This is a genomic window from Gluconobacter sp. P1D12_c (genome assembly GCF_018812105.1).
Taxonomy (GTDB): domain Bacteria; phylum Pseudomonadota; class Alphaproteobacteria; order Acetobacterales; family Acetobacteraceae; genus Gluconobacter; species Gluconobacter oxydans_A.
Map to the genome: position 1 here is coordinate 1 of NZ_JACSIQ010000208.1, position 572 is coordinate 572.

A 572-nucleotide genomic window follows, 5' to 3' on the forward strand; every position below is an offset into this window, starting at 1 on the left:
CCCACATCTCCGATCAGTATGATCCGTTTTCGACCCGGGTGATTGCGGCGACGGCCGGTGAAGCACCCTATGTTCTGGATGGGCTGCTGTATCATGCCAACGGGCTTTCCATTGAAGAGCATTATACCGACACGGGTGGGGCATCGGATCATGTTTTCGGGCTGATGCCCTTCTTTGGTTATCGATTTGCGCCCAGGATACGGGATCTGAAAGAGCGGAAACTTCACCTGTTTCCAGATCAAAGCCCCGGTGATCTCCTGAGTGGAATGGCCGGTGACCCGATCAATACCGATCATGTTGCGGCCCACTGGGACGACCTGCTGCGTCTGGTCACATCCATTCGGAGTGGAACCGTGACGGCCTCGGCCATGCTGCGGAAGCTCGGATCTTATCCCCGTCAGAATGGTCTGGCTGTGGCCTTGCGTGAAGTTGGCCGGATCGAGCGGTCGGTTTTCATGCTCGACTGGATACAGGATCTGGATTTGCGCAGGCGAACCCAGGCAGGGCTCAACAAGGGAGAAGCCCGGAATGCGCTGGCTCGGGCGCTCTTCTTCAACCAGCTTGGTGAACTG

Annotated in this window: 1 protein-coding gene; it reads left to right on the plus strand. The window is 57.3% G+C overall.

What is annotated here, in order from left to right:
• Positions 1-572, plus strand: a 572-nt coding sequence (locus tag KP705_RS16365) for a Tn3 family transposase (protein WP_215765014.1), incomplete at both ends; no start/stop codon positions are given.